Source organism: Sphingomonas sp. NCPPB 2930 (genome assembly GCF_042867205.1).
Classification (GTDB): Bacteria; Pseudomonadota; Alphaproteobacteria; order Sphingomonadales; family Sphingomonadaceae; genus Sphingomonas.
Map to the genome: position 1 here is coordinate 1 of NZ_JBHZQU010000019.1, position 25,432 is coordinate 25,432.

Annotated in this window: 19 protein-coding genes and 3 pseudogenes; 7 read left to right on the forward strand and 15 right to left on the reverse strand. The window is 62.7% G+C overall.

The genetic code is table 11. The features are described from left to right. Positions 1 to 670 (forward strand): annotated as a pseudogene (locus tag ACFX59_RS16280) (Tn3 family transposase); the annotation flags it as partial. Here the strand turns inward: ACFX59_RS16280 and ACFX59_RS16285 are convergent. The 11 genes and pseudogenes from ACFX59_RS16285 to ACFX59_RS16335 form a co-directional block, all read right to left on the reverse strand. Beyond that, positions 630 to 1,883: pseudogene (locus ACFX59_RS16285) on the reverse strand (IS701 family transposase). The pseudogenes ACFX59_RS16280 and ACFX59_RS16285 sit on opposite strands and share 41 nt — an antisense overlap. A gap of 656 nt (positions 1,884 to 2,539) precedes the next feature. Continuing rightward, positions 2,540 to 2,806 (reverse strand): hypothetical protein, encoded by a 267-nt coding sequence (locus ACFX59_RS16290; protein WP_387433720.1) that lies wholly within the window; start codon positions 2,804 to 2,806, stop codon positions 2,540 to 2,542. Positions 2,807 to 3,167: 361 nt separating this feature from the next. Further along, positions 3,168 to 4,135 (reverse strand): annotated as a pseudogene (locus ACFX59_RS16295) (IS3 family transposase). 424 nt (positions 4,136 to 4,559) lie between these two features. Beyond that, complete coding sequence (locus ACFX59_RS16300) at positions 4,560 to 6,194, reverse strand: ArnT family glycosyltransferase (RefSeq protein ID WP_387433723.1); 1,635 nt, start codon at positions 6,192 to 6,194, stop codon at positions 4,560 to 4,562. Beyond that, a complete protein-coding gene (locus ACFX59_RS16305) occupies positions 6,194 to 7,618 on the reverse strand; it encodes a hypothetical protein (RefSeq protein ID WP_387433725.1) in 1,425 nt (474 codons plus the stop codon). Before ACFX59_RS16305 ends, ACFX59_RS16300 begins: the two co-directional genes overlap by 1 nt. 560 nt (positions 7,619 to 8,178) lie before the next feature. After that, entirely contained in the window at positions 8,179 to 8,562 is a 384-nt protein-coding gene (locus tag ACFX59_RS16310) for a GtrA family protein (protein WP_387433727.1), read from the reverse strand. A gap of 1 nt (position 8,563) precedes the next feature. Continuing rightward, entirely contained in the window at positions 8,564 to 9,517 is a 954-nt protein-coding gene (locus ACFX59_RS16315) for a glycosyltransferase (RefSeq protein WP_387433729.1), read from the reverse strand. A 144-nt stretch (positions 9,518 to 9,661) separates the two neighbouring features. After that, positions 9,662 to 10,603 (reverse strand): NAD-dependent epimerase/dehydratase family protein, encoded by a 942-nt coding sequence (locus ACFX59_RS16320; RefSeq protein ID WP_387433732.1) that lies wholly within the window; start codon positions 10,601 to 10,603, stop codon positions 9,662 to 9,664. After that, positions 10,596 to 11,303 carry an HAD family hydrolase gene (locus ACFX59_RS16325; RefSeq protein WP_387433734.1) on the reverse strand — a complete coding sequence of 236 codons (708 nt, stop codon included), beginning with the start codon at positions 11,301 to 11,303 and terminating at the stop codon, positions 10,596 to 10,598. Before ACFX59_RS16325 ends, ACFX59_RS16320 begins: the two co-directional genes overlap by 8 nt. Continuing rightward, complete coding sequence (locus tag ACFX59_RS16330) at positions 11,285 to 13,141, reverse strand: thiamine pyrophosphate-binding protein (RefSeq protein WP_387433736.1); 1,857 nt, start codon at positions 13,139 to 13,141, stop codon at positions 11,285 to 11,287. The genes ACFX59_RS16325 and ACFX59_RS16330 overlap by 19 nt, the downstream gene beginning before the upstream one ends. Before the next feature lie 4 nt (positions 13,142 to 13,145). Next, the gene (locus ACFX59_RS16335; RefSeq protein WP_387433739.1) at positions 13,146 to 13,949 is read right to left on the reverse strand and encodes an aldolase/citrate lyase family protein; all 804 of its coding nucleotides are present in this window, start codon (positions 13,947 to 13,949) and stop codon (positions 13,146 to 13,148) included. A 382-nt stretch (positions 13,950 to 14,331) separates the two neighbouring features. Between ACFX59_RS16335 and ACFX59_RS16340 the strand changes: the two genes are divergently transcribed. Genes ACFX59_RS16340 through rfbH form a run of 4 tightly spaced genes read left to right on the forward strand, consistent with a single transcriptional unit; the run spans position 14,332 to position 18,521 of the window. Continuing rightward, complete coding sequence (locus ACFX59_RS16340; protein ID WP_387433742.1) at positions 14,332 to 15,321, forward strand: FAD-binding oxidoreductase; 990 nt, start codon at positions 14,332 to 14,334, stop codon at positions 15,319 to 15,321. Between the two features lie 12 nt (positions 15,322 to 15,333). Further along, positions 15,334 to 16,107 (forward strand): glucose-1-phosphate cytidylyltransferase, encoded by a 774-nt coding sequence (gene rfbF / locus ACFX59_RS16345; RefSeq protein WP_309690582.1) that lies wholly within the window; start codon positions 15,334 to 15,336, stop codon positions 16,105 to 16,107. After that, positions 16,092 to 17,192, forward strand: a complete 1,101-nt coding sequence (gene rfbG, locus ACFX59_RS16350; protein WP_387433745.1) for a CDP-glucose 4,6-dehydratase — start codon at positions 16,092 to 16,094, stop codon at positions 17,190 to 17,192. Before rfbF ends, rfbG begins: the two co-directional genes overlap by 16 nt. A 15-nt stretch (positions 17,193 to 17,207) precedes the next feature. Continuing rightward, complete coding sequence (gene rfbH, locus ACFX59_RS16355) at positions 17,208 to 18,521, forward strand: lipopolysaccharide biosynthesis protein RfbH (RefSeq protein ID WP_309690577.1); 1,314 nt, start codon at positions 17,208 to 17,210, stop codon at positions 18,519 to 18,521. Positions 18,522 to 18,590: 69 nt separating this feature from the next. On the opposite strand, the gene ACFX59_RS16360 is transcribed toward rfbH, so the two are convergent. The 4 genes from ACFX59_RS16360 to ACFX59_RS16375 all read right to left on the reverse strand — a co-directional run bounded on the left by ACFX59_RS16360 (position 18,591) and on the right by ACFX59_RS16375 (position 23,174). Further along, positions 18,591 to 19,949, reverse strand: a complete 1,359-nt coding sequence (locus ACFX59_RS16360) for an ABC1 kinase family protein (protein WP_387433748.1) — start codon at positions 19,947 to 19,949, stop codon at positions 18,591 to 18,593. Then, entirely contained in the window at positions 19,939 to 21,264 is a 1,326-nt protein-coding gene (locus ACFX59_RS16365) for an ArnT family glycosyltransferase (RefSeq protein ID WP_387433751.1), read from the reverse strand. Before ACFX59_RS16365 ends, ACFX59_RS16360 begins: the two co-directional genes overlap by 11 nt. Before the next feature lie 204 nt (positions 21,265 to 21,468). Next, positions 21,469 to 22,671, reverse strand: a complete 1,203-nt coding sequence (locus ACFX59_RS16370; protein ID WP_387433754.1) for a sialate O-acetylesterase — start codon at positions 22,669 to 22,671, stop codon at positions 21,469 to 21,471. 77 nt (positions 22,672 to 22,748) lie between these two features. Next, positions 22,749 to 23,174 (reverse strand): MerR family DNA-binding protein, encoded by a 426-nt coding sequence (locus ACFX59_RS16375; protein ID WP_279333555.1) that lies wholly within the window; start codon positions 23,172 to 23,174, stop codon positions 22,749 to 22,751. A 45-nt stretch (positions 23,175 to 23,219) separates the two neighbouring features. On the opposite strand from ACFX59_RS16375, the gene ACFX59_RS16380 reads away from it, so the two are divergent. Both ACFX59_RS16380 and ACFX59_RS16385 read left to right on the forward strand, forming a co-directional pair. Next, a complete protein-coding gene (locus ACFX59_RS16380; RefSeq protein ID WP_387433756.1) occupies positions 23,220 to 23,960 on the forward strand; it encodes a MauE/DoxX family redox-associated membrane protein in 741 nt (246 codons plus the stop codon). A gap of 240 nt (positions 23,961 to 24,200) precedes the next feature. Further along, the gene (locus tag ACFX59_RS16385) at positions 24,201 to 25,391 is read left to right on the forward strand and encodes an AAA family ATPase (protein ID WP_056434743.1); all 1,191 of its coding nucleotides are present in this window, start codon (positions 24,201 to 24,203) and stop codon (positions 25,389 to 25,391) included. The last annotated feature ends 41 nt before the right edge of the window (positions 25,392 to 25,432 follow it).

The window sequence follows — 25,432 nt, forward strand, 5'->3', positions numbered from 1 at the left end:
ATGCGTTCGCCGCGCCAACATCGCGCACTGGTTTTTGCAACCGCTTAAATCTGTCCGGTGAAACGGGGGCTAGATCACCGACGCTGCGACCCCTCATTGCCGGACCGGTCAATCTGCGCGCCATCGAGGAGGACTGGGACGATACGCTGCGGCTTGCCGCCTCGATCCGTGCCGGCACCGTCCGCGCATCGGTGATGCTGCGCAAGCTTGCCGGCTATCCGCGCCAGAACCCCGTCGCCCGCGCCCTGCGCGAAATCGGGCGGGTCGAGCGCACCCTGTTCATGCTCGACTGGCTCGACGATGCTGATCTGCGTCACCGCACCAACGCCAACCTCAACAAGGGCGAGGCCCGGAACGCGCTCGCCCGCGCCGTTTTCTTCAACAGCCTGGGCGAACTACGTGACCGCACCTTCGAGAACCAGCGGCACCGCGCCTCCGGCCTCAACCTTATCGTCTCGGCCATCATCCTGTGGAACACCGTCTATCTCGACCGGACCGCCCACCACCTGCGCGAGCGCGGCATCGACGTGCCCGACACCCTGCTCGCCCATGTCGCCCCGCTAGGCCGAGAGTATATCAGCCTCACCGCGACTATCTGTGGAGCGAGATCGAAAAACCCCACGAGCGGTTCAGGCCGCTGCGGACCACGGGATCAGCCATCCGCCCTTAGCGTACGCTCGGAGACACATTCTGCGATGACCCCAGATGGCCGCCAGCATCGCGAAGGCCAGCATGACGAGCGAGACGTGCCGGTGCCAGCCATGCCAGGAGCGGGTCTCGTTGTGGTCGAGACCGAGTTCATTCTTGGCCGTCTCGAAGCTGCCCTCGATAGCCCAGCAATGTCCCTCCACCCCAACCAGGGTTTCAATGGTCGTGCTGACCGAGCACCAAGTCGTGAAGAAGGCAAGGTCATCATCCGCGACGTGGCGGCGGATCAGCAGGCCTCTGGTCCATGTCCCGACTGCGTCATCGACATATTCGTCGGCTTCGAGGTCGGCGAGCTCGAAATAGGCCCAGTCATGGACGCGCTCGCCCTTGGTGCCCTGACCCGCCGAAAGACGCTGCCAGACAGCAGGGTCGAGGTCGTGTGCGATCAGCGCGGCGGTGCCCGCGACAACCGGCTTGTCGCCCCACGACCCGAAGCGATGGCCGCCCTTCACGCCCAGCACATAGCCCTTGCCAGCACGGCGCAGCACCTGCTCGATGTCGCCGACGCCGTAGACCGCATCCGCCGCGATCCAGGCGAACGGCATACCGGCCATGATCGCGCGTCCGATCATCTTCACCGCCAGCGCTGGCTTGGTGACGAATGCCGCGCCCTCCGGCACATGCGCGGCCGCCGGGCGTGCCGGGTCGGCGGTCCAGCTCTTCGGCAGATAGAGCGCCCGGTAGACGAAAGCATGGCCCTTGGACGAGACATAAGCGGCGAACACGCCGATCTGGCAGTTGGTCACCTTGCCAGCCGACCCGGTATATTGACGCCCCCATGCCCCACGACGCCTTGCTCTGCTTCAGAAACCCGTTCGCCGGCGGATGATCCCCCGGATCATCCGCTGTTCGGCTCACCGTCGATAACCAGCACTGCATCATCAGCGCCCAGGTGCTCCAGCGCATAGTCGCGCACCACGTCGCGCAGGGCATCCGCAGCCCAGGATCGCCTACTGTTGCCATGGCCCCGCATCGCCGGCCACCTCGGCGCGCATCCACCCCGTCTTGCGACGGTCGTCGCCTAGCAGGCCATCCAGAAAACTGCTCGCCGATGCCGCAACTCGCGCCTGGTTGAACAGGGGGCGCATCCGCGTCTTCACCTCACGCAGCGATGATGTCCAAAGATCCAGCGTCGCCTCGATCGATGCTCCCGTCACCACACCCCCCCCCGTCATGGTGACCCATTGATTCAAAACACGATCAAGAACGCAACTGTAATGCTAGGCTGGCAGCAGCTGGGGAGATTGGCAACGCCCCCCCCCCCCCGGGGCCGTCCAACCTCACAGGTCATCAGCGATTGCGAACTTGTCACCGATGGTTGTATTTTTAAGGGAGATAGCATGACGTCACGCACCCACTGACCATGTCGACATTTCACATGTGTTAGACTTTTAGCATTTGTCGACCAGCTTCTCAGACAATCACCTGGAACATAAATTAGCTTCGCTCGAATCGACGAGCGCAACGGGAGAATGTCATGCTGAAAGCACAGCGTCTCGCCATTTATACGTTTTTCGCTCTTCCGATATGCGTGTCTCCAATGACCGCTACCGCACAGACTCGCGACGAGGCTTATACACAGTGCGTTATTAGTTGCGAGCATTGGATTGAAGTTGACCGAACACAATATACCAGATGTTATCGCATGTGCGAGAATCGCTTTGGATACGGTGAACCTGGCCAGCGCGGCGATCCTGATCGCTTTCCTCGTCCTACCCCAGGCCGGGACTGCATTGTCCATGCAATTGAAGGTTGCAGCACGAATTTTCAATAATCGAGCCGGTTTGATATAATGTCAGGGTGCGTGAATGGATTCGCGCACCCGCAAGTATCACGCCGCCTTCCACGCCTGATACTCTGCTGCCTGCCGGTTCAACCGATACCAGCGCTGACGCTCCGGCGTCCCGTCCTTTATGGCCTTATCCATGAACGCTGTGCCCGACTTCAGGCGATACATTCCCGCCTTCACCTCGGCACCCGATACCTCGAACCGGTTGCTGCCGCCGGTGATCATGACGTCTTGCGCCATGCCTGCCCCGAGCTTTGCCAGCATCGCGAAGATGCGATCAGCGCCCATGCCGGTGCGCAAACCCGCCATATCTGCTTTCGACAAGTCCAACTCGCGTACCGCGCTGTCGAGTTGCGCGATCTGGGCATCGGCCTGCCTGCCAGACGATTTTACTCACTCCGCCGACAAGCCGTTCTGGCGCTTCGCCTCGACATTCTTATCGGCCTCTGGATTTGGATGAAATCGTTCACCAGCCTCTGAAACGCGCCCTTTAGAACGCCGTACTTGACCCCGGCCTCCGCTCAGCCGGTTCAGCACCGCGTTGAACCGCGCCGGGTTTGTCGGAGGCTCCAACTCCTGAGAGGATGGGCTATGACGAGCAAGACGATAGAGGTAGCTCGTTTTGTCTGCACAGGCTCGCGGTCTGGATAAGTGGATCGCCGCTGGTTAATCATGCCGCTGCGAGAAGCGGCTGGGCAAAGTATATATGGTCGGGCGTGCGGCCGCCAAGCGCGGAGTGTGGCCGGACGGCATTGTAGAACGCAAAGTATCGACCGATGCCGGCCCGGGCCTCGGGAACCGAAGCGTAGACGTTGAGGTACACCTGCTCGTATTTCACCGAGCGCCAGAGGCGCTCGACGAACACGTTGTCGCGCCAGCGACCCTTGCCGTCCATGCTGATGGCGACCTTCTCGCGATGCAGGACGGCGGTGAACGCGGCACTCGTGAACTGCGGGCCCTGATCGCTGTTGAAGATCACCGGCCTGCCGTAGCGAGCCAGCGCTTCTTCCAGCGCCTCGATGCAGAACCCGGCATCAAGCGAGATCGACACCCGCCACGCCAGCACCCGCCGGGTGAACCAGCCGATGATGGCGACGAGGTAGACGAAGCCGCGCGCCATTGGCGCGTAGGTAATGTCGGTAGCCCAGACCTGGTTGGGCCGGGTCACGGCCATCTTGCGCAGCAGATGGGGATAGATGTGTGCTCTGGCGCTGGCTTCGACGTGTTGGGTCGGCGGTAGAGCGTCTCCAATCCCATCCGCTTCATCAGCGTCGCGACATGCAGCCGGCCGACCGTCGTGCCCTCCTGCTGGAGCAGATCGCGCAGCATCCGGCTGCCGGCAAACGGGTAAAGCAGGTACAGTTCGTCGATCCGCCGCATGATCATCAGATCGGCCGGGGGATACGGCTCGCCACAGATAGTAGATGCTGCCGCGGCTGATCCCGAGCTGCTGCGCCTGACGGGCCAGCGGCAGCGCATGACCACGGTCGATCATCGCTTTGCGCTCGGCAAGAGACCGGCCTTCCCAAGCGCACTGGCCAAAAAATCGTTCGCCAGCGTCAACTCGCCCTTCACGGCAGCCAGCGCTACCTTCGCCTTGAACGCCGGGCTGTGGTTCCGGCACGGTCGCTTGCTCATCTTGCCTCCTGCTCGCAGCCATCATGGCCGCTGTCAGATCGGCAATCCACTTATCCCAGCTGTGCAAATCTATCGAGCCACCTCTCACCCCCGCCCAGATAGCCGGCCAATGTGGTCCGGGGCATGCCCCGGACCACATTGCCATCCCCCCTCAACCCTCAGGCATGAACCCCAAGGTTTCTACGTCTGAGTGGTAACAAGATGGGGAGCACGTCACGCTGGCCCCGTGAGGCTCGATACGGCAGCACCGACCCTTGCGATGCAGACAAATACTTGAGATCCTCAAGGAACCACCCCCGATCAGACGCAAATACAGATTCTGAGCCAAGGCCAAGGCATCCGGTCGGGACCGGCACCCGCCGTTCGAGCAGGTAGACGGACAAACGGGATACTCAGTCACCTTTGTCCGAAAACTGCTGTCCTTTTACCGCCTTTGCCTGAAGTCTATTATGGTTACTGTTGGCCCCCCGATTTTGCCCGACAGCGGCCGGAACGTCGCAACCACGCGCCCATGTTGCTCTAGACGTTGATAAGCCTCGTCTTCGCGGGAAAATAGATTACGCTCGGCGTGATAGCGTTCAGCCTGGGTCAAAATGGCAAAATCGGCAGTACAGGTAGTGCGCATATGGGATGAGACTGTCCCATAGTCCACATTTGAACGGCCACGTCTTGCGCGTTCAATCGTGGCGTAACGAATACGTCCGTGCAGCATCGCGCCAGCATCGACGCACCCCGCATTACCCATCGGGAACAGAAAGTGCCATGGCTGATTCAGCAGATCAAAAGCGAAGTGCTCAACCAATACGATACTGCCGGGCGGGATGTGGCTGCGGGACCATGCCGCTGCGATTTGGCGCGTGTCGTGGGTTCGGGCTTTCCCATCAGCCCAAGCCCGTTGGCCTGATATTGCCAAGGTTAGACCTAATAATCCAACAGATGCGTGACGCGCTCTGTCCGTGCCGATGTGCTGGCGCAACCACGCCGTTAGGATCGTAAGCCCATGCGCCGCCACCATGGCGCCAATCATCATCAGTGGTAAGGCCCACCGCTCCCAGATCAGCCTTTGACTACACAGAACGATCAAGAAACCGGCGGCCATCGGCGCCAGCATCACAAAAGCCTGGCGCTGGCGCGGCAGACGCAGCCAGCCCAAAAGAAACAGTCCTAGGCCGACCATGCCGAAACCGGACAGCAGGGGCACCCGGATATACCACCATAGGTTCGCCAGGAACCCACCTCCGGTAGCGCCCAGATGATGAGCCTGTCCCTCGCCCTGCAGATTAGCGATGACGGTGGGATAGGCGAGCAGCAGGTAGGGCGAGATTACGAACAGGAAGCCGATAGCCATCAACCCCGCTGCAGCTAGCCGGATCATTCCCTGTCGCCTGCTCAGCACACCCGAACGAATGGCGAGCCATGTTCCAGATACGATGCCGATGGCCGATAGGGCAAAGGGCCATTTGGTTGCGATCGCCAGACCCAGCCACAAGGCGGCGCGAACATAATCGCGCCAGCGTCCTTGTTCAGCGATGTCTATGGCCGCTCCCAAGCACATCAGCATGAAGAGGCAGGCCATCATGTCGGACCGAATGATTTGCGACCATGCCATGTGAACCGGATTGAAAGCCAAGAGCAATGCTGCAATTACGCCCGTGCGGTTGCCGAACAGACGCGCTGCCAACCGTGCGGTGAGCCAGATCGTGGCGATTCCGAAAAACATCATCGCGATCCGGCCGGGCAGGATAATCCAGCTAGGGTCGGTATAGACGGCCTTCGTGAAGGCGTCGGGAGATGCGAACAGGCCACTCAGCCAGCCACCGCCAAAAACCATTATGTTGATGACGGCGAGCAAATAGATGGTGGTCGTTGCCGGGTGGCCGAACCAGCCTGGATTGAGCGTCGGTCCCGTAAGCATCCGGATCGCACCCATCTCGAACATCAATTCGTCGGGATCATTGAGTCCGGGCAAGCCGAACCTGATCGTTGCCAGTCGCATCATCAGCGCCGCCATCAATATGGCTGGGAGATACCAGCCATGACGTTTGCCCAAGGCGTTCATCAGATGCCGTCGACCGTGATGTATGCTTCACGGGATGGTAGCGAAAACGGCCGATCGCCGTTCATGACGCGCGGGCCATTTCCGTCCAGTGCTGCGGGCATTATCCCGCTAGCATCGACGTGCATCTGCACCGACCCTCCAACGAATCGTACGCCCGTGGCAAACGCACCGTCCTGTCCCGAAATCAGGGGAGCGATCGTTCCGGCCGTGCAGTTGCTGACGCTGATAGCATCGCCCCCAGGCCGCGAGGAGGGATTCGTAATCAGCAAACGGAGTGACAAGCCGTTGCATCTCGTCACGACCACTGGGCGTGAATGCTCCAAAATCTTGAGCCCAGTCGTTTGCAAGCCATGACTATCCAGCGCTTCCAGTCCCGCAGCATGGCCCCCTGCAGCCATATCCATGTTGCCGACACACTGGCCACCTGTCAGGGTCGCCGCGCCTCTCATCCGATCGAACCGCAGGGCCGCTGTGGCAGAAGGGGCGACGGCGACGTAGGGTTCGGTGATATCGATCATTGCATGGGTGGAGGTATTGCGGATTTCGATCCCTATCGTCCCGCATTGATCGATGATGGGCATCGTCAGGTGAAGATTGACATGACCGTTACGGCCGCGCGCAGCAAGGGCATCGGCGCGGCCATCCACACGGATGCCGGTGGCAATGCCCGTCGTCTCGAAGCCAAGAATGAAACTGTCGGCAAAAGCGCCATCGAGCAACAGCCCAACGCCATCCCCAATCTTGGGGTCTCCTCCAATCGATGCATTGCATTCGATGAGCGACAGCGAAGCATTGCCGCCTGCCAAGCCGATGTCGACGGACCCGTCCAGCAAAAAGCCACGCCAATATTGGTTGTCTTGCTTTCCTCGCATGGAACGAAAAGCGACACAATTCGTAAAAGTCGTTCGCACCAGCCCACGCGCCACGAAACCAACCGCGTGCTCAGCAGCGCTGACGTCGTCAATGCGACCAAACAAAAGGAATTGTGCCCGCAGTCCCGCTGGCTGGGCCTCCCCGCTGGTATCGGGTGCGACCGTGCGCGCCAGCGCGATGCCGCGAACGTCAACATTCTGGAGAAAATCATTGACCGTCTTCGGGCGACTGGCAGGCCCAACGCGTAGAACGTCGGCACGTCCCCCTGTCATGATCAGGCGCGTCCCCTGCCCCGGTTCCGTTCCCCGGAAACCGCTGCCGATGATCCGGCAGAAGGAGCGTTCAACTGCAAAGGTAGCCGATATGAAGTAGTCCGCTGCAAGCAATCGCATGACAGGATGCGCGGCCAAGCATGCTTTCAGCGCAGCCAGGCTATCTTGCCTACCATCGCCTGGGGCAGCACCCCACCACTCGGGATGGGCTTCGACCATCCGACTGCGATTGAGATCCACCGTGCCAGTTCCGGTAAAAACATGAGCGAGCGGTGCCATGAAGCTGCCCAGAAGGGTAAGGGTCCGGCCTTCCGCGATCTCGATCGTCGTGCCAGACGGGACCATGAGGTCGCCGCGGATCGTTAGATTGGTGTCAACGCGGTGGACACCAGGCGTGAGTACGGTTGGAGGTGTGTCGGTTAGCGATTGCGGGTTGGCTTGTGCAGGCGCACTACCAGCGAATAGCCCGACTGCTCCCCATCCTATACCAGTCGCTACGGGCAGCAGCGCACGGCGTGAAATGTCATGCTTCAACGTAGGCCTTTCATAACCAGCATGGTTTCTCGTCCTGCCGTGGCATTGGTTGAAGATCAAACCACCCGGTATCACTAGCCAATCGTACGGATAGTGCCAAAAAGCCAAAAGATCGGTCGATGCGGGGCCATGTGTGCTCCCATGAGTGACATGGCCGGATAGCTTTGTGCCAACCAGAAAACCGTCGAGACACGCGTATGTAGCCGATACGAAATCTTCACCATCGTCAGATTGGCATCGATAGCCGTCACCGCCATCAGAAATCCGCCGTGCTTACTTGCCGGATTCCTGCCAATCACAACCGATTAAGTCGCTCCAGTCAAAAACACAAAACGCTTCAGGATAAAATAGTTGACTACCGATACAGCGCCGGCAGACACGATCCCCGCGCCGTAAGGAGAAATGATAAATTTCGATACGAGTGCCAACGTGATCAGTCCGATCAGATAATTGACCACATAGGATAGCAGAAACCGGCCTGGGGATGGGTTTGCATCGCGAAATACATGACGACTATAGGTAAGATAGTTGAATGCAACACCCATTGCATGGGCAATGAACTGCGCCATGAATATACCAAGTCCAAGCCATACAAGCGCTGAATATGCCCCCAAGCCAAAAATTGTGTTGACTACGCCTGCTTGATAATAGCGCCATAATTCGCGAACGCGTTCGCGTGAAAACTTCATATCAATAATCCGACGGGAAGTTGACACGCTCACGCTCCAAAACCAAAGGCGTGCCACGCGTTCGCTCGGAAATGATGCGGACATTATCGCCAAGAAGGCCCAGGAAACCGAACAGCAACGCCAGCTCAGCCTGTACAATTGCCGCAATGAACCAGCCGGCAATTGGCCTGTCCAGGAAAAAGGCCAGCGTCCCTCCCAGCAGCATGACCAACGTCATCAATGCGCCAAAGACGCCAATATACAGAGGTACACGTAAAAGACGCTTGGATGATCCTGCCAGTGCAGACATAGCAAAATCCAGCAGCGCAAAGAAATTGTTCTTGGACTTTCCGCCAGCCCGGGGTGGGCGTAAAAATGCAATGGTTTCTAATTTGTAGCCAGTTTCAACCAGCATACCGCGGAAAAATGGTTCGGGCTCGGACAGAAGACGCGTCGCTTGCACGACCCGTGCATCGTACAGGCCAAAGCCAGTAGCATCAGGCAAGATCGGATAGTCGCCGAAATTCCTTGCCAGCCAATAGGATAAACCTCGCATCATGCGCAGCATCGGCCCGTTCTTGGTCTCCGACTTGCGGAGAGCTAGAACGATATCCACTCCCGATTGCCAACGGCGTACGAATTCAGGCAATAATTCGGGCGGGTCTTGGAAATCGGCGCACATGCCGATGACCGCACGTCCCCGCGCCTGATAGATACCATGGGTCGGCGACCGCATCTGCCCGTAATTGCGGGTATTGACGATCAACCGGATTCGAGCATCTGCCGCGCACAGGCCACGGACGAGATCGACAGTGCGATCCGTCGAGTCATTATCAATGAAGATGACGTCGAACGACATGCCAAGCGGTTCAAGCTGCGCGATAACCGCAGCGCAGATCGCCTGGACATTGTCTTCTTCGTTGTAACAAGGGATCACGACCGAAATATCAGGTCGCTGGCTTTGAATCTCAATCATAGTCACACCAGCGCTCTTTGGAAATAAAAAAGCTCAATAGAGCATTAATAAATAGAATTTATTGCTAATTTATCAATTTCCAATAATTGACGATATATCTAGCAACGCCGAACATCTCATTAGCATTATATACTTTTGAATAAGTCAGTTTTGCCGACGAAGGTACGCAGCAGTTTCATTAATTTGCTGGCCAAGCGGAATGGGGGCAATGGAATGCTTGGACAAAAGCTGTGCATAATGCACTTCGTTCCCAACATAACGATCGGCTACAGATTCAGTAATTGCAGCCCGCATCACGCCGTTGCCTCCCAGGGCCTGATCAACAACCATGGCGACTTCACCAAGCTCCAGCGCCTCACCTCCGCTATCGAACCTGGCCACCCCGTCGGCTGCCTCATTGAGCAACGCCCATATTAAAGCCATCAGTTCTCGAATGGCGACATAGCCGCGGATGACTTCACGCGGTGCTTTTACCGTAATTGGTCGGCGGGCTAGGGCATCAAGAATAAAGCTGGCCATAGCATAGGCCTGATGTTTGTTGATGTAAGGCCCAGTAATATTGAAAATCCGCCCTATGACTGCACGCCTTGCACGCAAATCAGCCCAGTCCGAAAAACGGTTTTCGTCATCGTACTTCAACTGCCCGTATAGTCGCATCGCCGGACTGGCGGTGGGATCATCAATTTTGGTCGCGGCGCCAGATGAAGCTATGAATAGGCGCTCCGCATCGATCTTATCCAAAGCGGTCAGCACGGTATCGGCAATGGCACGATTGGCGCTGCGGTAATCCGCTTCGCTCATCAATTCCGCCCGGTCCTTCGTCTGAAAGGCGAAATGGAGGACTGATATCCGCTTCGCTTTGAGTGCCTCTAGATCGGTCAAGGCGCGCTGTTGCACCGTCCTCCCCCCCCCTAAATCAAGAAGGCGAGCGGTGGAGCCGTAGCAACTTACCCGTGACGAGAAATCTGATCCGAGCGTTCGCTCCAGCAGATCAAGTGTCGCCAGACCGATCCAACCGCTTGCGCCGGTTATCGCGATGTGGCGATCGCTGGAGGCCAGGTCATGGCCGATGGAAGCCTCAGGCATGGGGCGAGGTTGATGTGCGCGCCAGGATCGCACTGGCCATGGTTTGAAAACAGTCGAAGGCGACGCCTTGCTGCAGCGCCCAGCCGGGTTCGGCATAGCCATAGGTCATGAAGTGAAATGGTATGTTCGCTGCGGCTGCGACCGCGTGGTCCAGTTCGCTGTCGCCGACGAACAGACACGCTTCGGCTGGATCGTCCACGCGGTTCAACACGGCATGAAGCAAATCCAAAGCAGGCTTTGGGCGCATGCCAGGCTGTCCGCCGACCACGACGGCGAAATGATCCGCCAAGCCTGTATCGGCCAGCACCTTCTCGCAAAGGATCTGCGGCTTGTTCGAGCAGATCGACAAGGTCAATCCCCCTTCACGTAGACGCGCCAAGCCGTCCGATACGCCAGGAAACAACGTTTCGACCGGCGTCTGACGCAGTTGATACCGCGCCCGGAACTCAGCCAGATCCGCTGCCGGATCGCGACATGCGTCGCCAAGCAAACCCGACACCATGTCGAGCCCGCCACGGCTCATATAAGCCCGCGCTCCGACCGGATCGATTGCCTGTACCGAACCACGCTCGACGAGGATTTCGGACAGGATATCGACGCAGACGGCACAGCTGTCGACCAGCGTGCCGTCCAGGTCGAAGATGACATGGGCGATCGGCGGGCTATCAGAACCGACCGGGCTCAGTCGTTCGTGACGCACGGTGCCATGGCCTCCGCCAGTTCCTCGCGCGGAAGGAAGGGGGACAGGTCCTCCAGGGTCGGCGAAACCATGGTGCCGTCCTCCAGGCGGCGCGAACTGAGCTTGGGCGCGAATTCCTGCCGCTTGTCGATCATGACCTCGCAAAGCTGAGGACCGTCGCTGTCCAACGTCGCACGGATCGCCGTGGAAAGACCCGCGTGACTCTCCACCTTCGATGCGGGCAACCCGAACCCTTCCGCAAGCCGCGCGAATTCGGGAAAGCTCAGCCCGCTGTCGGGACCACAGCCAACGATATTGTCGGGGAAGTGGTTCTGCTGGGACTGGCGGATCGAGTGATAGCCGTCATTGTTGAGGACGAAGACCTTCACCGGCAGCTTCTGACCGACGATGGTCTGAAGTTCCTGCAGGTTCATCATGATGCTGCCGTCCCCGGCGAGGCAGATGATGCGCCGGCCGCCGCCCGCATAATAGGCACCGATCGCGGCCGGTAGGTCATAGCCCATCGAGGCGCAGCCGGAATTGGTATAGAGCCGCTGACCGGGCTTCAGATAGGCCGCCTGGAAGATGGTGACGCAGGCCGTACCGTCGCCGGTCACGATGATATCGCCTTCTCCCAGCTCGGCGAACAGCGCCTCGCCGAAAACATAAGGATTGATCGGGCTTTCTACCGATCGATATTCGGGTAGCACGACGGGATAGCGCGCGGCGCGCTCGACGCTGCGCTTCAGGAAATCGGCGCGTGCCTCGTGCCGATCGCCCTCGGGCAGGGTGGCACGGGCCGCAGCCGCAAAGAAGTCGGCCAGATCGGCGTGGATGGGACGGTGCAGCGATAGGGTCGGCTTTTCCAGCTCGCTCCGATCGATGTCGACCATCGCGACCCGCGCATTGCGCGCGAAGCTCTTCCAGTTGTAGCTGATCTGACGAATGTTGAGCCGCGAGCCCAGCACCAGCACATAATCCGCCGTCTGCACGGCAAAATTTCCGCCGCGATCGCCGACCGAACCTGGCCGTCCGACATACAGCGGATGGGTGTTGGGGATCGCGTCATGCGCGTTCCAGCCGGTAACGACCGGCACGCCCAGTCGCTCGACGAAATCGAGGAATGCCTGATGCTGCCCGGACAGGCGTACGCCCGCCCCCGCCAGAACCACCGGGCGCTCGGCCGCGCACAGTTCGGCCAGCGTCGCCGCGACCACCTGATCGAGTGGCGTGCCCGTCAGCGCGCCCGTTTCCGCCCGGGTATTGGCGGCTTCATGCGCGTCATCGTCCTGGGACGGATCATAAGGCGCAAGCGTGTCGAAATCGACCGGCGCTGCCTGCACGTCGATCGGCACATCGATCCAGACCGGCCCCGGCCGCCCCCGCCGTGCGAGATGGATCGCTTTCTCCACCACGCGCCTCGCGTCCTTGGGATCGTCGAGCACCACTGCATATTTGGTGATGCCGCGGACCATCCCGACGATGTCGACCTCCTGATCGCCCAGCTGGCGCAGGGGCAGGGGATAGTTGAAGGCGCAGGTTTCGCGCTTCACCTGTCCCGAGACGACGATCATCGGGATCGAGTCCACATAGGCACCATAGACGCCATTCAGCGCGTTGACCCCACCCGGTCCGGTGGTGACATTGACCGCCGCAGGCCGCCCGCATAGCCGGGCATAGCTTTCCGCCGCGATCGATGCTGCCTGCTCGTGATGGACAAAGACCTTTTTCAGGCCCTTCGCCCGGCCAAGCGCATCGTTGAGATGCATGGCCCCACCGCCGGTGAGCATGAAGACGTCGGTAACGCCCTGCTCCACGAGCAGGCGAGCGATCAGGTCGGCAACGCGCATCTTGGCCATGGGATCAGGCAGCCGCCTTGATCGTGGTCTGCTGGCGCTTCTCCATCATGGCGATACGGGCTTCGTCTTCGGCCGCGATCGTCTTGTAGTAATCGCGCTTGTTCTTGAGCCACAACAGTTCGAACTCGATTGCCAGTTCCATGCCGGCGCGCGCCGCGACGGGCGTGTTGGCGATCGCACCGTCGAAGATGACCTTGCGCGTCTCGAACCGGTCCAGTCGGCGTTCATGGACATGCGCCAGGAACGGGATGGAATCCGGGCTGACGGCGCCACCAACAACCAGTTCGACATCGGCGTCACGCGCGGCTTCACCGACCTTCGCGACGTAACCGCGCATCTCGTCGGAATTCACGAAATCGCGGCTGTGGCCCATCGAACCGGCGAAATCGACGCGGCCAAACACCATGCCGACGCGGCCTTCCTGCGCGACCTTGGCCAAGGCGTCGAGTTGCTCATAAGTCTGATAGGTTTCGACGTTGAACAAGAAGCTTACGTCGGCCTGCTCTTCGCGCGGATAGACCTTGTCCTTGGCCGCGACATATTTGCTGAGCGCGTAAGGGGTTTCGACCATCGGAGCGATGATATAGTCGACGCCATACAGGCGACATTCGATCAGGTCGCGAATGGCCTCGCATCCGCCGATCTTGATCGCGACCTTCACCCCTGCACGTCGGGCAATCTCAAGAAGCCGGAGCAACTCGTCGACCCGCGTTCCTTCGGCCTCGAATTCCGCCTTGACCGCGAGAATGCCGTACTTGGCCTTACCTTCTTCAAGGATGGCCTGCATCCGCTTTTCGTACTGATTCACGTCGGGTCCCCCGATGATCCGTTAGGTTGTTGATGGATTTAGGAATGTTGTCGTTCAGGCAATTGAGCGACTGCCGCCCTGCTTAAGGCAAACTCGACCACGGCTGTTCTCACCTTAGGCAAAGAGGCAGGATGAAGGCGATTAATCTGTCCGCCTTGCAGAGGCGATTTTTAAGATGCGAGGCATTCGCAGTCGACACCGACATATCAACCAACACATCCCTCGAGCAAGATGGAAAAGCCAGCCATGCATGGTCTCACTTTAAAAAATCCCTTGCTCGGCTTTGGCAAGCCGTGTCAATGCCCGACCACCGCGAATAGGGCGGCGTTCGTCATTTTATGTGCTGGACTAGTACGCATAAACAAGTATCAGCGTAGCGCCCATGCCTATCATACGCCTTAGCAATGGACGTTCCTTTGAAGCGGATTCCGCGACGTCTATCCTTGACTCAGCTCGCGCTGCTGGCGTCGCGCTCGAGTATAGCTGCCGGACAGGACGTTGTGGTATCTGCAAATCGCTCGTTCTGAATGGTGAGACGCTCATACTCCGCTCGGAAGACGAAAGCCTCACGGGCGATGAAGTGGCGCAAGGACTTATCCTTACTTGTTGTCGGTCTGCTACCGACGATGTCAGCCTCGACATCGAGCCGCTCGACCGGGTCGCAGGGCTTGAGATCCGCACCATGCCCAGCCGGATCGTCACGATCGACCGGCTGGCGCCGGACATCGTCAAGGTCATCCTGAAGACGCCGCCCGCCTCGCCGATGCGCTTCCTGCCCGGCCAATATATCGACGTCCTCGCAGACGGCGTCCGGCGCAGCTATTCGCTGGCCAACGCGCCGCGTGAAGACGCCCTGCTCGAACTGATCATCAAGCGCTATCCGGGTGGCCGGCTGAGCGACTATTGGTTCGAGCGGGCCAAGCCCAACGACCTGATCCGTATCGAAGGCCCGTTCGGCACCTTCTTCCTGCGCGACGAGGCGCCGACCAACATCCTGTTCCTGGCGACGGGGACAGGGATCGCGCCGGTCAAGGCGCTGCTTGAAGAACTGGCAGCCGACCCGGCACGCGCCGCGCGCCATCGAATCAGCGTGTTCTGGGGCAATCGGGCGGCCGAGAGCTTCTGCTGGGATCCCGTCGGCCTGGGGCTGGATATCGGCGTTCACCATCTTCTGTCCGATCGCCAGGCGGCTTGGCCAGGCAAGCGCGGCTATGTTCAGGATGCGGCGATCGCCGCTGGCATCGATGCCGGCGACACGGTGGTCTATGCCTGCGGCTCGCAGAGCATGATCGCCTCGGCCCGCAACGCTCTTCTTGCGCTGGGCCTACCGACCCGGCGCTTTTTTTCCGACGCATTCGTCAGCTCGAACTGAGGTTTTTCATTCATGAAGGCAGTCATTCTGGCCGGTGGGCTTGGCACGCGCTTTGCCGAAGAAACCAGCCTTCGGCCCAAGCCGATGATCGAGATCGGGGGGCGTCCGATCCTGTGGCACATCATGAAGATCTACGCGGCGCATGGCGTTACCGATTTCGTGATCTGCTGCGGCTACAAGGGCTATGTGATCAAGGAGTATTTCGCCAATTACTTCTTGCACATGTCGGACGTGACCTTCGACATGAAGGCCAATGAGATGATCGTCCACGAACGCCGCGCCGAACCGTGGCGGGTGACGCTGATCGATACGGGCGACGAATCCCAGACCGGCGGACGGCTCAAGCGCGTGGCCGAGCATGTGAAGGATGAAGAACTGTTCTTCTTCACCTATGGCGATGGTGTCGGCGACATCGACATCACCGCGACGATGGAATTCCACCGCAGTCATGGCAAGGCGGCGACCCTGACCGCGACCTATCCGCCAGGCCGTTTCGGCGCGCTGCAGATCGAGGAGGGCCGGGTCGCCAATTTCCTCGAAAAACCCCAGGGCGACGGTGGCCTGATCAATGGCGGCTTCTTTGTTCTGTCGCCCAAGGTGCTGGACTATATCGAGGGCGACCATACGCTTTGGGAGCAGGAACCGCTGCGCAACCTGGCCAGCGACGGCGAACTGATGGCCTTCGAGCATCATGGTTTCTGGCAGCCGATGGACACGCTGCGCGAGAAGCAGATGCTCAATACGCTTTGGGAAAGCGGCAAGGCTCCGTGGTGCGTCTGGCGATGAGCGCCGATCGGCGCGGCATGGTCGACCCCGCCTTCTGGGCGGGCAAGCGCGTCTTCCTGACCGGTCATACCGGATTCAAGGGCAGCTGGATGGCGCTGTGGCTCCAGCAGATGGGCGCGGACGTGACGGGCTTCGCGCTCGCTCCTCCTACCGAACCCGCCTTGTTCGACGTGGCGCGCGTATCGGACGGCATCACCTCGATCATCGGCGACATTCGCGATCGCGACATGCTCGAACAGGCGCTGGTGGCGGCCGATCCGGAGATCGTGATCCATATGGCCGCCCAGCCCCTCGTGCGGGCCAGCTATGACGATCCTGTCGGCACCTATGCCACCAACGTCATGGGCACGGTACATCTGCTCGAGGCGGTACGCCGGGCGGGCCATGTCCGCGCCTGTGTCGTGGTGACGACCGACAAATGCTATGAAAACCGGGAGTGGGTCTGGGGCTATCGCGAAGACGAAGCGATGGGCGGTCATGACCCCTATTCCAACTCCAAGGGATGCGCCGAGCTCGTCACCTCCGCCTATCGGCGTTCGTTCTTCGATGGCGAAGGCAAGACGGCGGTCGCCTCCGGCCGGGCAGGCAATGTCATTGGCGGGGGCGACTGGGCGGTCGACCGGCTGGTCCCCGACATTTTGCGGGCGATCGCCGCGAACGATCCGGTGCTGATCCGCAACCCCCTGGCAATCCGCCCGTGGCAGCACGTCCTCGAGCCCGTATCCGGCTATCTCGTCCTGGCACAGGCCCTGTGGGATGATCCCTCGGCCGCCCAGGCCTGGAATTTCGGTCCGCGCGACGAGGATGCCCGTCCCGTCCAATGGATCGTCGAGCATATGTGTGCCGCCTGGGGCGACGGTGCCGACTGGGTGCGGGACGAAAGCGTCCAGCCTCATGAAGCACGCTACCTCAAGCTCGACATCTCCAAGGCGCAGGACCGGCTCCGCTGGCGGCCGCGCTGGACATTGGCCGAGGCGCTGGAGCGCATCGTCGCATGGCACCGCGCCTGGCTGTCCGGTGCGGACATGCGCGCCTATTGCCTTTCCGAACTGGAACGCTTCGCCAGCGCTCCCCATTCTTCCTGACAGGATCGATTTTCTATGACCGCTGATGATCTCCGCAAGCAAATCCGCCAGCTTGTCGGCCAATATGCCGAGGCCCAGTTCGCCCCCAAGCCGTTCGTACCCGGCGAAAGCGTCATTCCGCCCGCCGGCAAGGTGATCGGCGCGCCCGAGATCGAGCTGATGGTCGAGGCGTCGCTTGACGGCTGGCTGACCACCGGCCGCTTCAATTCGCTGTTCGAGGCCGGGCTAGCGAAGATGCTGGGCGTGCCGCATGTCCTGACCACGACCTCGGGATCGTCGGCCAATCTCCTGGCGCTGTCGTGCCTCACCAGCCACAAGCTCGGCGACCGCCGCTTGAAGCCGGGGGACGAAGTGATCACCGTCGCGGCCGGCTTTCCGACCACGGTCAACCCGTCGATCCAGCATGGCCTGGTGCCGGTCTTCGTCGATGTCGACATTCCGACCTACAATATCGACGCCAGCCTGATCGAAGCAGCGATCACCGAAAAGACCGGTGCGATCATGCTCGCCCATACGCTGGGGAACCCGTTCAACCTCGCCGAGGTCCGGCGTATCTGCGACGAGCATGACCTGTGGCTGGTCGAGGATTGCTGCGACGCGCTCGGCTCGACCTATGACGGCAAGTGGGTGGGCACGTTCGGCGACGTCGCCACCCTGTCCTTCTATCCGGCGCATCATCTGACCATGGGTGAAGGCGGTGCGGTCTTCACGCGTTCGGCGGAACTCAAGCCGATCATCGAGAGCATCCGCGACTGGGGTCGCGACTGCTATTGCCAGCCGGGTTGCGACAATACCTGCGGCTCGCGCTTCTCGCAGCAGCACGGTTCGCTGCCCTATGGTTACGACCACAAATATGTCTATTCGCATCTCGGTTACAATCTTAAGATCACCGACATGCAGGCGGCATGCGGCCTGGCGCAGCTCGACCGCGCACAGGATTTCATCGAGGCACGCCGGCGCAATTTCCGGTTGCTGACCGAACGCCTGAAGAGCCTCGAGGAAGTGTTGATCCTGCCGGAGGCGACGCCGAATTCGGACCCGTCCTGGTTCGGCTATCCGGTCATGCTGCGCGAAGGCGTGGATGCCAAGCGCGTCGACGTCACGCGCTTCCTTGACCAGAACAAGATCGGGACGCGGCTGCTGTTCGCCGGAAATCTGACCCGTCAGCCCTATTTCCAGCATGTGAACTACCGTGTCGAGGGCGACCTGACCCGGACCGACCGGGTCATGAACGACACCTTCTGGCTGGGCGTCTTCCCGGCGCTGGGCGAAACCCATTTCGACTTTGTCGGCGAAAAGCTCGAAGAATTCTTCGGCCTGAACTTCTAAAATCCCGAGGGGCCTCATCATGTACGTGGCGGCATGATGAGGCCTCGAATGGCCCGCAGGGGCTGAACCCTACTTCACCGCCCCGATCGCCTGCGCCGCCAGCCCGCGTATATCGACCTTCGCCTTCAACCGCGCGCACAGCAGGGCGGTGCCGCTGATCTTGCGCTGGACGAACAGCGTCTCGACATGGGGCACGTGCCAGGTGTCGCGGTCGGCGATCATGGCGCGGGTCTCCTCGCGCACCACCGGCACGAAGGCGCGGTCGCCGAAGTCGAAGGGGCCGGGACGCGCCATGGTGTCGTCGATCGCGGCGATGATCCGGTCGACCGCCGGGCGGTGCGCCGCGACCGCCCTTTCGCCCAGGAAACCCGTCTCCACCGCGATCTCGCGGATACGGTCGCGGTCATGCGCCAGCCCGGCCTCGATCAACCGGCGATAGGAGGCGGCGGTCTCGGGCGGCACGTCGCGCGCCGCGCCGAAGTCGAGGAGGACCAGACGCCCGGTCTCAGCCTGCCAGCGGTAATTGGCGAAGTTCGGATCGGTCTGCATCATCCCGAACTCGAACAGCTCGCGCAGGACCAGCTGGATCAGCGCGGTCATCGCGCCGTCGCGGGTGGCCTGGTCGGCCTCGACCAGCGTCTCGATCGGCTGGCCGGGGATATAGTCCATCGCCAGCACCAGCGACGTGGTCAGCGACGGCTCGGGCGCGGGCACGACATAGCGCGGATCGCCCGCCAGCCGCTCTCCAAAGCAGCGCATCCGGTCGGCCTCGCGCCGATAATCGGCCTCCTCGGCCAGTTGCCGCTTGGCCTCTTCCAGCAGCGGCTTCAGGTCGACCGAGGGCGGGATCAGGTTCGACACGCGCAGCAGCGTCGCGACATTGTCGACATCCGACCCGATGCTGCCCTGCACGCCGGGATATTGCACCTTGATCGCCAGCACCCGGCCATCGGGCAGGGTCGCGCGGTGGACCTGCCCGATCGAGGCGGCGGCCATGGGGGCCGCCTCGAAATGGCGGAAGCGGCGTCGCCAGTCGGGGCCCCATTCGGCCCGGAGCAGCTTGTCGAGCTGCGCGGGCGGCATCCGGTACGCCTGGTCGCGAAGCCGCGCGAGGATGGCCTGGAGCTCGGGCGGCAACAGGTCGCCCGCATCCATCGAGATCATCTGGCCCAGCTTCATCGCCGCGCCGCGCAAATGCGACAGCCGGTCGGCGACCCGCGCGGCATTGCCGGGGGTGAGGATCAGGTCGCCGAACCTGGGCCGCTCGCCGCTGGCCAGTCGCCGCGCGCCCTCGGCCAGCATCCCGCCCGCGACCCCGCCCGCCAGCCGCCCGAACGCGCCCGCGCGCGCGAAGCGGCCGCTGGGGACGGCGCGGTGCCGGGGCTCCTGCCCGGACTGGGATGGGGGATTGCTGTCGTCATCGGCCATGATCCGGGATAGCGGCGGGCGGGCGGCTTGGTTCCGTCGCCCCGGCGATCACGCTTGCCGCGACCCAGCCCGCCAGGATCATGACGAAGGGCATGGCGGGATAGTGATAGCGGGTCTGGCCGGTGAAGCCGAAGGCCAGGACGGTGCAGAAGACCGGCATGGCGGCGGGGATCAGCATCGCCGCGCCGGGCGCCCCCCGCCACGCCGCGCGCGCCGCCCGGCCGGTGCCGACCAGGCCCAGCGCCAGCACCGCCAGATAGAAGAGCTGGTTCACCCCCTGCATCGCGCGCCACAGCCCGCGCCGCGCCGGGTGGCTGGCGTCGAGCGGCCAGAAGCCGTCGCTGTCCTTCCACCAGAGCAGCCCCATCTTGCGCAGGCCGAGCAGCCCCCAGCGCAGCGGATGCGCGGCGATCCAGTCGATCGCCAGCGTCTTCAACCGGCGCTCCATCTCCATCTGGCGCTCGACCCGCTGGGCAAAGGGGATGCCGACCTGATCCCACAGCGGCGACCGCTCGACCTGGAAATAGCCGCCATCGGCCAGGTCGTTGGCCCCGGCGTGCAGCGCGACGCCGCTATTGCTCGACACCAGGACCGGCGCGCCGAGCATCGCCTGGTTGCGCCAGCTCCAGGGCAGCAGGACCGCCGCCATGCCCGCCAGCACCAGCGCCAGCATCAGCCCCGCCCGCCGCACGCCATGGCCGCGCCACGCCACCGGCAGGACCAGCGCCAGCAGCACCGGGAACAGCATCATCTGCGGCCGCATCAGCGCCCCCGCCCCCAGCACCAGCCCGGCGAGCAGCGCAGGGCCGATCCGCCCCCGCGCCTTCAGCATCAGCGCGGTCCCCGCCATGACGATCGCGGTCGAGCTGGGTTCGGCCGCGGTGTCGCCGCTATAGGCGATATGCGCGGGATAGACGGCATAGAGCAGCGCCGCGAGCCGCGCCGCCCCCTCCCCTGCCCCCAGATGCCGCGCGAACCACAGGATCAGCGCCAGCGTGGCGGCCTGCGCGATCAGGTTGACCAGGATCGGGCCGACCAGCGACGACCCGAACAGCGCGGTCGCCAGCCCCAGCAGCGCGGGATAGCCGACCGGCCAGAAGGCGGTGGGAAAGCCCCCTTCCTGATAGCCCAGCCCTTGCGCGATCTCGCGCCCCCGGATCAGATACCAGAGCGAGTCGCCGCGCGGCGCGATCGGAAAGGCCAGGATCAGCCCCAGGCGCAGCGCGATGGCGGCCAGCAGGATCGCGGGGATCACCCGGCGCGAGGTGGCGAAGCCGTGCCAAAGGCCGGACGGCGCGCGCGCAGGATATGGCATGGCGTGATCCCCCCGTGACGACCCTGTCCCCATCGCCGTCCCCCGCTTCCCCCCGGATGCCTCCCCCAAGCCTCCCCCACGGGACAGGCGAGGGCGGCCGCGGATCGGAACGGCGATCCGGCTTAGGATGACGGGGGCGCCGGGGACAAGGGGACGGCTTCGGGGCGCTGTGCCGGGGCGGGATGGCCGACCGCGCCCGGTTCGTCAGCCGGTGACGGCGACGATCCCCAATGACGGCTCCATCGGCAGCCGGTCGGCGCTGCCGTCATGCACCCCGTTCAGATCGTCGGGATCGGTGGCCAGGCCATAGGAGACGCCGCGCGCCCCGGTCCCGATCGCGCCATGCGACAGCAGGATCGTCGTCCGGCTGGTCCGCACCGCAGCGGTGATCGGCACGGCCTGTCCGTTGTCCGTAACCTGAAAGCCCAGGATCGCGCTGGTCGGGGTGAAGTCGACGCCGTCCGCCAGCGCCAGCGTCACCTCGGTCTGGCTCGCCCCGACCGCGCGGACCGAGGCCAGGCGCGGCCCGCGCGGGCCCGGCTGCCCCTGCAACCAGGCCATGACCTGCGCGGCGAAGCGCTGGCCCGACCGGACCTGCCCCTGTTCGCTCTGGTGGATGCCGTCGATCACCGGCAGGTCATAGGTGGTGAAGCCGTAGCGGACATGGGGATCGCCCAGCGCGACGGTCATCTCGGCCTGGCGCTGGATCGCCTGCATCCGGTGCAGGCCAGCGTCGCTGCCCCCGATATTCTGCGACCCGCCGATGAAGACGGTCAGGTCGGGCAGCCGCGTCTCGCTGCGCAGCGCGGCGATCAGCGTGCGGATCAGCCCCAGCTGGGTGGCGAGATCGCCGATCAGCCGGTCCGCGACGTCGTTGCGCCCGACCTGCAACAGCACCGCATCGACCCCGCCCGCCGCGACGATCGCCCGGACCAGGTCGGCACGCATCGTGGAGTGGGACGCGGCCCATTGGATCAGCGTCGTGCTGCCCACCCCGCCACGGACATAGCGCACCGTCCGCCCGGTCGCCGCGTTGATCGCCAGCCCCGCCGTCTTGCCGAACGCCCCCCGGCCGAGCGGCGCGAAGCTGATCCCGTCGCCGGTCGACACGACCGCCGAACTGGTCGCCGGGCCGTCATAGTTGGACAGATATTGCGCGCTGCTGCTCGACCCGGCGAAGGCGATGGTCAGCCGGTCGGCCGCCAGCGTGGTCGGCCGCGTGGGGGCCGGTGTCGGCGTGGGAGTCGGCGTGGGCGTCGGGCTGGGTTGCGGGGTCGGGGTGGGGGTCGGGATGATCAGGTCCGACGGCGCCTTGTCGTCGGCGCAACCGGGGATCAGCGGCAATGCGATCGTACAGGCGGTGCCGGTCAGGAAACGGCGTCGGCTCGGAAAGGGCGTATCGGTCACGGATCAACTCATGGCGGGGGGAGCGGGGCGGCCCTGCGCCATTAACCATCAATATAGATTAAATGTGACGCGGAATGTCATGCCCCCTCGAACGACCGGAGGATGGGGCACGGCCCCGCCCCCTCGCCCGCGCATCGCTCGGCCAGCGCGTGGAGCGAGGCGCGCGCCTGTTCGAGCGCCGCGATCTGCGCATCCAGCGCGACGATCCGCTCGCGCGCGAGCTGGCGCACCCGCGCCCGGTCGTCGGTCGCGTCGAGCGCCAGCAGTTCGCCGATCTGCTCCAGCGTGAAGCCCGCCGCCTGGCCCGAGCGGATGAAGCGCAGCCGCCCCAGATCCTCCGCGCCATAGCGCCGGACCCGCCCCCCCGCGCTCGCCCCGGCGGGGCGTTCGGGCGTGTCGAGCAGCCCGCGCCGCTGGTAATAGCGGATCGTCTCCACCCCCACCCCGCCTTCGCGCGCCAATCCGGCGATGGTCCATTCCGACACGTCTTGACTCCGTACCATGGTACGGATGCCATATGGCGCATGGACCCCAGTCGGAGAAGGACCATGACCGCCACCCGCAAAGCCATTCTCTACCGCATGGTGATGCCGACCCACAGCTGCCCCTATGGCCTGAAGGCGAAGGACCTGCTGCGCCGACAGGGTTACGAGGTCGAGGATCACTGGCTGCGCACCCGCGAGGAGACCGACGCCTTCAAGGCCGAGCATGGCGTGAAGACCACCCCGCAAATCTTCGTCGGGGGCGAGCGGGTGGGCGGCTATGACGATCTGCGCCGCTTCTTCGGCAAGCGGGTCGCCGATCCCAAGGCGACCAGCTATCGCCCGGTCGCCGCGCTCTTCGCGATGACCGCGCTGATGGCGCTGGCCACATCGCAGGCGGTCTATGCCACCCCCTTCACGACCCGCGCGGCCGAATGGTTCATCGCGTTCAGCATGGCGGTGCTCGCGCTTCTGAAGCTCCAGAATGTCGAGAGCTTCGCGACCATGTTCCTGAATTACGATCTGCTCGCCAAGCGCTGGGTCCCCTATTCCTATATCTACCCCTTTGCCGAGGGGCTGGCCGGGGTGCTGATGATCGCGAGCGTGCTGACCTGGCTGTCCGTCCCGATCGCGCTGTTCATCGGGGGCATCGGCGCGGTGTCGGTGGTGAAGGCGGTCTATATCGACCGGCGCGAACTCAAATGCGCCTGTGTCGGCGGATCGAGCAACGTGCCGCTGGGCTTCCTGTCGCTGACCGAGAATCTGATGATGATCGGGATGGCGGTGTGGATGGTGGTGGCCAAGTAGATTCCTCCCCTGCAAGGGGAGGTGGCAGCGCGCAGCGCTGACGGAGGGGTGTCGCGCTATCGAGAGGGGGACACCCCTCCGACGCGCTCTGCGCGCCACCTCCCCTTGCAGGGGAGGAATAGAAGTTTCCCCGGGGAAACATGCCTCCTCCCTTCCCCCCATCTTGCCCATTTGAATGAACTTTGCCATTAACCAACCCCAAAAGCTTCAAGGGGTGCGCGAGTGGCGGAAGATCATGCAATGCTGTCCCAGATCGGAGATCTGGCCAGCGCGGGCGAGCGGATGATCGAGCGGTTGCGGCGCAAGGCGTTCCTGCCCGAAAGCCGCAAAGGCCTGCATGTCCGCTTCGGCATCGCCGAGGCCGCGCAGCTGCTCGGCTGTTCGACCAACCGCATCCGCATGGCCGAGGAGGATGGCCGCCTCCCCCCTGCCCCGACCACCGACAATGGCCGACGCCAGGGCTATACGGTCGAGGAACTGCTCCACATGCGCGAGGTGCTGGGCGCCTCCCCGGCGCGCGCGCCGCTCGACATCCCCGCGATCATCGCGGTCCAGAACTTCAAGGGCGGCGTCGGCAAGTCGACCGTCACCACCCATCTCGCCCATTATTTCGCGGTGCAGGGCTACCGCGTGCTGGTCGTCGATTGCGACAGCCAGGCGACGACGACGACTTTGTTCGGCTTCAACCCGCATTTCAACGTCACGCGCGAAGAGACGCTCTACCCCTATCTGTCGATCGACCCGACCCAGACCGACCTGGCCTATGCGGTCAAGCCGACGCCCTGGCCCAATGTCGACCTGATTCCGTCGAACCTCGAGCTGTTCGACGTGGAATATGAGCTGGCCGCAGCCGGGTCCGACGGCGGATCGGTGCTGGCCGCGCGGTTCCGCAAGCTGAAGCGGGGCCTGGCCGATCTCGCCCGCAATTACGACGTCGTGCTGCTCGATCCGCCCCCTGCCCTGGGCACGATCAGCCTGGCGGTGATGCAGGCGGCCAATGCGCTGCTGGTGCCGATGGCCGCGACCACGCCCGATTTCTGTTCGACCGTCCAGTTCCTGTCGATGATGGATCAGGTGCTCAACCAGCTGACCGGGGCGGGCATCGAGGTCGATTATCAGTTCGTCCGCCTGATCTGTTCCAAGTTCGACGGCAACGACCCCAGCCACGCCATGGTCCGCGCGATCATGGAGCAGAGCTTCGGCCCCGCGCTCCTGCCCGTCCCCATCCTGGAATCGGCCGAGATCAGCCATGCCGCGATGCGGATGATGACCGTCTATGAGCTCGAAAAACCGATCGGCACGCCCAAGACGCACAAGCGCTGCCGCGCCAATCTGGACGAGGCGATGCGCCAGGTCGAGCAGCTGGTCCGCCAGAGCTGGGGCCGGGTCGAACCGCTGAGTGAAGAGGCGGTGATCCATGCCGCGGCTTGATCGGCTTCCCCTTTCCTACACGACAATGTTCTGCCTATGTT